A 613-nucleotide genomic window follows, 5' to 3' on the forward strand; every position below is an offset into this window, starting at 1 on the left:
AAGTAAGACTCATAAAGTGTGCGATTCTCTTTCATCTTTTTAGGATAAGAAACGTAAGAACAATACACATAGTTCTCTTCGTATATTTTGATGTAATTTCCACGATCCCTTTCTGCGTTTATTGAATACCCAAAATCTCTAATAAATGATGTGTTCCTTAGGAATGGGTTTTTATCTATGTAAATGTCCACTTCTGAACGAGTTTTGAATAGGGATTTTAACAAGGTTTCTTGATCCACCACTTCAAAGAACTTCCTTACAATTAAGGAGTCTGATTCGAAATCCTTTAATGTCATTCCAATTAAGTTGAAATAGACCTTATTATTTTTCTTATCTACGTGTAGAAATATTCTTTCTTCAACTTCATTTGTTAATTTCACTCCTAAATCCTTCAATTTCATCCGAATTTCAGGAACTTGCTTTAAATTTATATACATAACAACACCTACTTTCTTTTATATTATATTCAATATCATTTAAAATATTAAAAATAATATAAAAAAAAAGAAGAGATTATTTATCCTCTTCTTTTTCTTTCTTATTCTTTTTCACTAGAGTAAAAATCAGTACGAAAATTACAGCAATCAATACAACAAATGACAAACATATCCAA

The 613-nt window shown here is 28.1% G+C and carries 1 protein-coding gene; it reads right to left on the reverse strand.

Features of this window, described 5'->3' with window-relative positions:
- On the reverse strand, nt 1–437 hold a 437-nt coding region (locus H9630_RS18750), incomplete at its 3' end, for a hypothetical protein (RefSeq protein WP_191716993.1).
- Between the last annotated feature and the right edge of the window lie 176 nt (nt 438–613).

The organism is Planococcus wigleyi, assembly GCF_014836985.1.
Lineage (GTDB): Bacteria > Bacillota > Bacilli > Bacillales_A > Planococcaceae > Planococcus > Planococcus notacanthi.